Source organism: Kaistia adipata DSM 17808 (assembly GCF_000423225.1).
In the GTDB taxonomy this organism is placed as follows: domain Bacteria; phylum Pseudomonadota; class Alphaproteobacteria; order Rhizobiales; family Kaistiaceae; genus Kaistia; species Kaistia adipata.
Window position 1 is genome coordinate 124665 of record NZ_KE383991.1, and the last position, 8108, is coordinate 132772.

At 70.0% G+C, this 8108-nt stretch carries 6 protein-coding genes; 1 reads left to right on the top strand and 5 read right to left on the bottom strand.

Annotation, left to right across the window (positions count from 1 at the left end; genetic code table 11):
- Positions 1 to 138 precede the first annotated feature (138 nt).
- A complete protein-coding gene (locus G539_RS26260) occupies positions 139 to 2439 on the top strand; it encodes an EAL domain-containing protein (protein ID WP_051231375.1) in 2301 nt (766 codons plus the stop codon).
- Here the strand turns inward: G539_RS26260 and G539_RS0113480 are convergent.
- The 5 genes from G539_RS0113480 to G539_RS0113500 form a co-directional block, all read right to left on the bottom strand.
- Positions 2373 to 3647 (bottom strand): glycosyltransferase, encoded by a 1275-nt coding sequence (locus G539_RS0113480; protein ID WP_029075666.1) that lies wholly within the window; start codon positions 3645 to 3647, stop codon positions 2373 to 2375. The two genes, G539_RS26260 and G539_RS0113480, sit on opposite strands and share 67 nt — an antisense overlap.
- Positions 3648 to 3651: 4 nt before the next feature.
- Positions 3652 to 4962, bottom strand: a complete 1311-nt coding sequence (locus G539_RS0113485; RefSeq protein ID WP_029075667.1) for a hypothetical protein — start codon at positions 4960 to 4962, stop codon at positions 3652 to 3654.
- 83 nt (positions 4963 to 5045) lie between these two features.
- Positions 5046 to 5681, bottom strand: a complete 636-nt coding sequence (locus G539_RS0113490; RefSeq protein WP_084639989.1) for an invasion associated locus B family protein — start codon at positions 5679 to 5681, stop codon at positions 5046 to 5048.
- Between the two features lie 99 nt (positions 5682 to 5780).
- Positions 5781 to 6287: an invasion associated locus B family protein gene (locus G539_RS24770; protein WP_084639990.1), complete on the bottom strand. Its 507-nt coding sequence runs from the start codon at positions 6285 to 6287 to the stop codon at positions 5781 to 5783.
- 147 nt (positions 6288 to 6434) lie between these two features.
- Positions 6435 to 8108: autotransporter domain-containing protein (locus tag G539_RS0113500; RefSeq protein ID WP_029075669.1), on the bottom strand; the 1674-nt coding region annotated here is incomplete at its 5' end.

Here is an 8108-nt window from a genome sequence, read left to right on the forward strand (position 1 = left end):
CTTCACCGCGTCCCGGCAGCGCATTGCGTGCCGATCTATTTGCGCCCGGTGGTTGCAATTGCGATCGGCCATTTAATCGCTTGTAAAGACGAGGTCATATAGTTTCCTTACAGGTGGGTCCTGAGGAAAGCGTCCCGTGTGACGAGCCAATTCGACGTCCGTACGGACGACATCCAGCAAACAACCGATTTCAGCGACGTTCGTGATCTGCACGCGTTCTGGCATGCTTCCCAGGGCGCGGCGCTGCCGGATCTCGACGTCTTTGCCCCGTTGCTTGCGAGTCCGATGATCGATCGGACCATGCTGATGCTGCGGCGCGACGACTCGCTCGTCTATGAACGGGTCGGCAGCCGCGTGGTGCAGCTGTTCGGCCACGATCCGACCGGCCGCATGCTGAGCGCGCTTACCAACCCGGAAGCGTCCACGTTCCGCCCGCTCTACCAGTCGGTGCTGGAGTCCGGCAAGCCGGCCCTCGGCCTGCACGGCCGCGTCGGCCCCGGGGCGATCGGCATGACGGAACGACTGGTCCTGCCGATCCGGCGCGGCGGGCAGTCCGGCCTGCTCTGCTATCTCAGGCCGCGCGAGGATGCGACCAATGTCCTGCGCGCCCTGATCGAGGTCAGCGCCGACGGCATCGCGGTCCTGAACGCGACCCGCGACGAGACGGGGCGGATCACCGACTTCATCATCTCCGCCGTCAACACCGAGATGGCCCGCCGGCTGCGCGCCTCGGCCGAGGCGCTGGTCGGCTCGTCGATCCAGAAGTTCTGGCCGTCCCTCGGCAAGATCGGACTGCTCGAGCGCTTCGCCCGCGCCGTCGACAGCCAGATCTCCGACGTCTTCGACACCAGCTACGAGGTGCATGGACAGATCGTCGAGCGCCAGCTGCGGCTGTCGCCGCATGGCGAGGGCCTGACGCTGACCGGCGTCGATATCGGTCCGACGCTCGCGGCGTCGCGGGCGATCAGCCGGCAGCATGCCGACCTGATCAAGGCCAACGAACTGCTCGAGATGCGCGCGCTCGACCTGATGGCGAGCTATCAGTCGCTGGAGCAGACCACCCACACGCTGCGCGAGGAGATCCAGCGCAACCGCACGCTCGAGGCCGAGCTGGTGCACCTCGCCCATCACGACAGCCTGACGGGCCTGCCCAACCGCAGCTATTTCGAGCAATGCTTCGAGGAAAAGCTGAAGCAGATGAACCGCGCCCGCCGCCGGGCCGCGCTCTGCGTCCTCGATCTCGACCATTTCAAGGACATCAACGACAGCCTCGGCCACGACGCTGGCGACAAGGTGCTGAAGGAGATCTCCGATCGCCTGCGCCGCACCATCCGCAAGTCGGACGTGATGGGACGCCTCGGCGGCGACGAGTTCGCCGTCGTGCTCACCAATGCGCGCGACATCGCGGATGCCTCGACCGCCGTGCGGCGGATGCTCGACGCCGTGTCGCGGCCGTTCTCGGTCAAGGGCCATGACGTGCCGATCAGCCTTTCGGCCGGCGTCGCCATCTTCCCCGCCGATGGCCGCACCTTCGGCGAGCTGATGGCGGATGCCGACATCGCCGTCTACCGCGCCAAGCGCGCGGGCCGCGGCCGCACCGTGTTCTTCCAGCCCTCGATGCGCGACGACGCGGAGCGCCGCTACAGCCTCTTGAAGGCGCTGCGCCTGGCGCTCGACGCCGGCCAGATCATGCCGGTCTACCAGCCGCTGATCGACATCCGCACCGGCCGGCTGGCCGGCTTCGAGGCGCTCGCGCGCTGGCTGCACCCCGAACGCGGCCTGCTCGCGCCCGCGGCCTTCGCCGAGACCTTCGAGGAGCCCGACATCGCCCAGGCGCTGACCCGGGCGATGATGCGGCGCGTGCTCGGCGATCTCGCCTCCTGGCGCCAGCGCGGCATCACCGTGCGCGTCAACATGAACGTCACGGCGTTCGACCTGCGCAATCCCGGCTTCGCCGACGAAATGGAGGCGCAACTGCACCAGCAGGGCCTGACCACCTCGCAGCTCGGCATCGAGGTCACCGAGACGACGATCCTGTCGCGCGACGCCGAGCGGATCGAGGCGACGCTGCACGATCTGCGCCGGCACGGCTTCTCGATCGCGCTCGACGATTTCGGCACCGGCTACGCCTCGCTGAGCCATCTGCGCCGCCTGCCCGTCAACAGCCTCAAGATCGACCGCAGCTTCATCACCGATCTCGAGCAGGACCCGAAGACGATGGCGATCGTGCGCTCGATCATCGAGCTCGCCGCCGCGCTCGACCTCGAGATCATCGCCGAGGGCGTCGAGACGAGGTCGCAGCTCGACGCGGTCAGCGCGCTCGGCTGCCCGATCATCCAGGGCTATCTGATCGCGCAGCCGATGCAGGGCGATCAGGTTCCGCCCTTCGTCGACGAGTTCATCGCCTCGGTATCGTCCCAGCGCTGGCGGGTCGCCTGAGAATCGCCGGCGGCGATCCCCGCCATGAAGGCGAGGATCCGCCTGCCGAGTTCGTCCGGATCGAAGCGACCGCGCGCCGCCTCGGCGTTCCGCCGCCACCGGGCCAGTAGCCCCGGCTCCCCGGCCACGCGGCGCAACGCCGCGACCCAGGCATCATGGTCGCCCGGCGCCACCAGCTCGCCGGTCGCGTTCGCCTCGACCAGCTCGGGAATGCCGCCGATGCGGCTGCCGAGGACCGGCAGGCCGATGCCGAGCGCCTGGACGATGACGCCCGGCCAGTTCTCCCGCCAGAGCGACGGCACGCAGAGCAGGTCCGCCGCCGCCATGTGATCGGCGACCGCCGCCGCGTCGACGCGGCCATGGAAGCGCAGCCAGCCGGCGCCGGGATGAAGGGCGCGAAGCCGCGCCAGTTCGGGGCCGTCGCCGACGATGTCGAGGCGGAGGCGATGCGAGCCGGCGAGCGCCGCCGCCGCGCCGATCAGCCGCTCGACGCCCTTGCTGGCATGCAGCCGGCCGACATAGAGCAGGCGCAGGTGGTCGGCGCCCTGCCGCGTCGCGCGCGGCGCCGGATAGCGGTTGGCATTCGGGATCACCGCCAGCGGATAGGCGTCGATCGGCACACGCGCCGAGACCGCGGCCAGATTGGCGCGCGAGGGCGAACAGAAGCCGATCCTGGCGAAGCGGCGGATCTGCGCCAGCTTGTAGCGGCTCGACAGCCGGCACGGGAAGCAGGGCCGCCCGCAATTCGCCCCGTCGCGGAACATCGACATGCGGATGCAGGCGAGGCCGAGATCGGGCAGGAAATAGAGCGCCGGCAGGTTCCGCCGCGCGATCTCCGCCAGCGCGTTGTAGCCGAGCCCCTGGACGATATGGAGATTGACGAAATCGGGCCGGAAGGCATCGAGCACGGCCGCCATCCGCGCCCGGTTGCGCGGATCGAGATGATCCTGCGCATGCCAGAGCGGCTTCTTCCAGCCGGGCTGGATCGACGCTTCGTTGACCGGATAGAGATGCGGCGTCCGGAGCCGCCAGATCCGCAGCGCGCCGACCGCCTCGCCATGGAGCTCCGGCTCGCCGCGCCGCGCCCCGGTGAGCACGGCGACCTCGTGGCCCGCCGCCGCCAGCCAGCCGGCGAGATTGGCGGCCGAGACCTCCGCGCCGCCAAGCGCGTTGGGCGGGAAGAGCGCGGCGACGACGAGGACCCGCATCGCCCTAGACCCGAACGGCGAGCGGCGCCGCGCCGCCGGCGCGCCGGTCGCGCGCGGGCGACGGCGCCGCCTCGCCCGTGACGGCGCGAGGGTCGAGCGCCTTGCCGGCGAGGATGCCGAGCAGGAGCGCCGGCACGACCGACTCCACCACGTTCGACATCATGCCGAGGATCAGCACGACCACCGCCACGACATGGAGCGCGCTCGCCCGCGCCGGCGCCCGCAGCGCGATCCGGCGATTGCCGCGGAAGACGGCCCAGACCAGGAACAGCGCGCCGAGGCCGAAGGTGACGAAGAGAAACACGAACAGATTGTCGGCGGCGCTGTAGCGGGCGGGATCGAAATAAGCCTGGCCGGCGCCGACGCCGCCGAAGCCGAGGCCCAGCAGCAGGCGCGGCCAGGGCGGATCGAGCAGCGCCAGCGCCCCCGGCCAGACCGACGCCATGCGCAGGCCGAGCGAACCGAACGACAGGAAGCCGAGATGGCCCGAGGCCGACAGGCGCAGGCCGAGCCAGGCCGAGACCGGCAGGGCGACCAGGGCGAGGAGCAGGACGGCGAGGACGAGGCGATCGATCCGCAGCCGTGCTTCCGTCGCCGGCGCGGCGCGGCCATGAAGGAGCAGGACGAAGGGCATCACGGCCACCGCGACGAGCGGCGCCTTCGAGGTCGTCAACCAGACCGCCGCGAGCGAGGCGCCCCAGATCGCGAACCTGGCCGGGAAGGCGCGTTGGCCGACCAGGAGCAGCGCGCAGGCGGCCGCGATCTGGTTGGCGGCGGTGTAGCTCGCGCGGCTGAAGCCCGGTAGCCGCTCATGGCCGAAGGCGCTCCAAGCGCGGGCGAACTGCGCCTTGACGCCGAGGATCTCGTAGCTGGCGCCGATCCAGGGCAGATCGACGACGGCGCTCGCGAACACGCCCGGGACGGCGATCCACCACAGCGCCGCCACCATCGCCAGCGCGGCGCCGAGGCCGCCGGTCGCAACCACGACCATGCCAAGACAGAACGGAATGAAGGTATAGCCACCGAAGGCCGCCTGCTCCGGCGCGCGGCCGAGCGCGAGCGCATAGGGCCAGTAGACGGCGACCGCCAGGCCGAGCGCGATGGCGGTCCGGTCGGCGCGCAGGCAGGCGCCCTGCCCCGCCGCATAGGCGATGACCACCAGCGCCGCGATCAGGGCCGGAAGATAGGCGACGGCGACCAGGCCGGATTGCGCGAGCCCGTATCGAAGCGGCCCGCCCAGCGCGTCGCCGGCCAGCAGCAGGGCCAGCGCCCAGAGCGCCGGCATGCGGAACCAGGAAGCCGGATTGCCGTGCATCGGAACCCGCGGCCGCGCCCCCGCCCGGCCGCCCCCCTAAACCGGAAGACGCATTCCTTAGCGTAAAGCAAGCGAAAGTGGCGTCAATCCTGTCCGGTCGCGCCCTCCGGCACCGGCAGCAGGGCCAGCCCGTCGGCCAGGCCGTCATGGCTGAAACGGAAGTCCTGGGAACCGCCGCCCTTCAGGCTGATGCTCGCGACACTGGCCCGGGCGGTGCGCAGGGTCTCGACGAAGGCCGGCGTCATCTTCGCCCGCACCTCGCAATCGGTCGCGGCGCAGGATTCCAGCGGCACGTTGACCGGCTTGTTGTCGTCGAACTGCAGCTGCATGCCGGGGCGCACCAGGATGCCCGTCGGCAGGATCCAGATCGCGTAGACCGCCCCCGCCTGCGCCTCGATGCGCCAGGATGCGTCGAGCCGCGTCGCGCCGACGCCGCGCAGGTCCTGGCTCAGGGTGCAGGAGCGGGCGGCCGCGTCGCATCGCGCCATCCAGGCGCCGATCGGCCGCCCCGGCGGCGACGCGGCCGGCGCCGGACCCGGCTCGCCGCCTCCGATGGCCGCGACCGCGCTACGGGCCCAGGCGAAGGCCGTGTCGACCGCATCGCCCTTCCAGACGATGCCGATCGCGGCGAGCGTCGCGATCCCGAGGACCAGGAGCAGCGGCCACACCAGCGAGCGCCGCTCGCCGGGTTCCTCGTCGTCATAGTCGTCCTGCATCATCCGGCCGGCTCCCCTGCCCCGTGGCGGACCGGCTGCCGGCACGGCCCGCCTCGACCGATGCGCGCCGTCCTCCCGCGCTGGGAAGACGGCGCGGCCCGGTCACTTGATCCTGCCGTAGGCGGCGGAGAAACCCGCCAGCGACATCGGCAGCTTGATCGGTTCCTTGTTCAGGTTCTGGAAGGTGACGTTGAAGGTCTTGCCCCGGACCATGGCGTCGAGCAGCGCCGCCGAAAGCGGCGCGCCGGCATAGCAGCCGCCGGCGTCGCAGGTCTGCAGCGGCAGCGTCTCTGCCGCCGCGCCATCGACGTCGAGAACGACGCCGCCGGCCAGCGACAGGCCGAGCGGGCCACGGATCATCAGCACCGGCTTGCGCGTCTCCGCCGGCACGCGGACCGTGACCGAGCCGACCAGCTGGCCTGAGCCGGAGAGCACGGCGCGCTGTTCCATCTGGCATTCGAGCGCCTCGGCCCGCGCCGGCCCCTGGCAGGCGCTGATCCAGTTTGGCGGCGCCGGCTTGTCCTGGGCAAAGGCTGGCATCGGCGCCCCGAGCAGCAACGCCGCCGCCGGCAGCGCGCGCAGCAAGCCGCGTGCGAAACATGCTGTCATCTGATTCCCCCGAATAGAACGCAAAGTGTCGCCCCAGTCCGCGCCGGCGGCAAGGGATACGGTCCCGCCGCCGCGCCGCGGCCGACGGCGCCCCAACACGAAAGCCGCCGGGCAAGCCGGCGGCTTTCAACGGATCAGGCTGGACGCCTACCAGGCCCAGTTGGCGCCGATCTTGCCGGTGCCGCCGATATAGTCGTCGCCGAAGCGCAGGTCCGCCTTGGCGAAGCCGGTCCATCCGCTCTTGGTCGAGAAGATGTTGATGCCGGCTCCCACCTCGCCGAAGACATCCGGCGCGTCGTCCTCGAGCACCAGGCCGGGGCCGCTGGAGAAGAACACGCTGTTGTCGCTCAGCAGATTGCCGGCGATGCCGACGCTCAGATAGGGATCGTACTTGATCCCGTCCTTCAGGCTCGTCCCGCCGAAGCGCGCGCCGAGCTTGCCTTCGAGGCCGTCGCCGTCGTCGAAGCGGGCCGGCGTGCCGGCGATGGTGACGTCGTCGATCGAGCTGTGGGCATAGGCGAGGCTGGCGTTCGGCTCGATGAACATGCCGGTCGACGTGAAGTAGCGGTAGCCCGTCTCCACCCGGACGCCGATCGTGGTCGAGTCGGTGTCGCTGTCGGAACCGGCGACATTGTAGTCTGCCTTCAGGAAATCGCCCTTGACCAGGCCGTCGACATAGAGCCCGCCCTTGACCCAGCTGGCGTAGACGCCGACCTGCGGGCCGGAGAAGCGGACGCTGTCGCCGGAGTTGAAGTCGGCATTGCTCGAGACATAGCCGCCCAGCACGCCGGCGATCAGCACGCCGTCGGCGACATTGCCCTCGAACTCGTGGTCGATGCCGACCTGGAAGCCCCAGAGCGTCTGATCATAGCCGGTGTCGATCGTCACCGACTGGTTCTGGAACGGCGTGATCGTCTTCTCGGTGCTGCGCTCGGCGCCATTGCCGATGAAGCGGCCCCAGATGCCGGACTTCTTGGCCGGGTCGTCGGGCCCCTGCTGCGAGCTGACGCGAAGGTCGCCCGCCCGGTCGATCCAGCTGTCGGAGGTCGTGTTCCAGATGCCCTGGGCGAGACCGGCGAACTCGGCGAGCGCATAGGCGCTGCCATCGGCATAGCTCGCCAGCACCCAGCTCTTCGAACCGGCCGGCGCCGGGGCGCCCGGCTCGTCGAGGAAGAGGTCGTAGCGGAACAGCCCGCGATCGATCGGCCCATTGGCGAGATGGAAGTCGCCGAGCCCGGTATTGCCGCTGACGACGCCGACGACCGGCGTGCCGAACGGGTTGTACTGCCCGGCCACCGACGCATCGAAGTTCACCTGGACCTCCGTCGGCGCGCCCGTGACGTCGCCGCCGACGACGAGGAGGTCGGAGGCCGAATTGTACCGGCCGGCGAGGATCGCATCGATGGCGAGCCTGCTGCCGGCGCCAGCGTTGAAATGGCCGGTCATCATGGTGACGTCGCCGACGCGGGAACCGTAATAGGGCGAAGGTCCCCAACCATGGTCGGCATAGGTGTTCTGCATGCTGAGCAGGCCGGAATTGTTGAAATCGTCGAGGCCGACGAAAGTGGTCAGGCCGGTCGATTTGAACGTGCCTTCATTCTCGACGACGCTGCCGCCAACGGCATCGGCGAAGTTGAAGGTGGTCAATCCGCTGACATTGAACTCAGCCGACGGGCCGTTGAGGACCCGGTTCGTCCCGTCCGCGGTGGCGAGCGTGAACACGGTCGTCCCGGTCGCCTTGAACTGGCCGGTGTTGGTGACCGTGTTGTCGCCGTTGCCGTTCGCCAGCGTGAACACCGACGTGTCGCCGACCGTGAACAG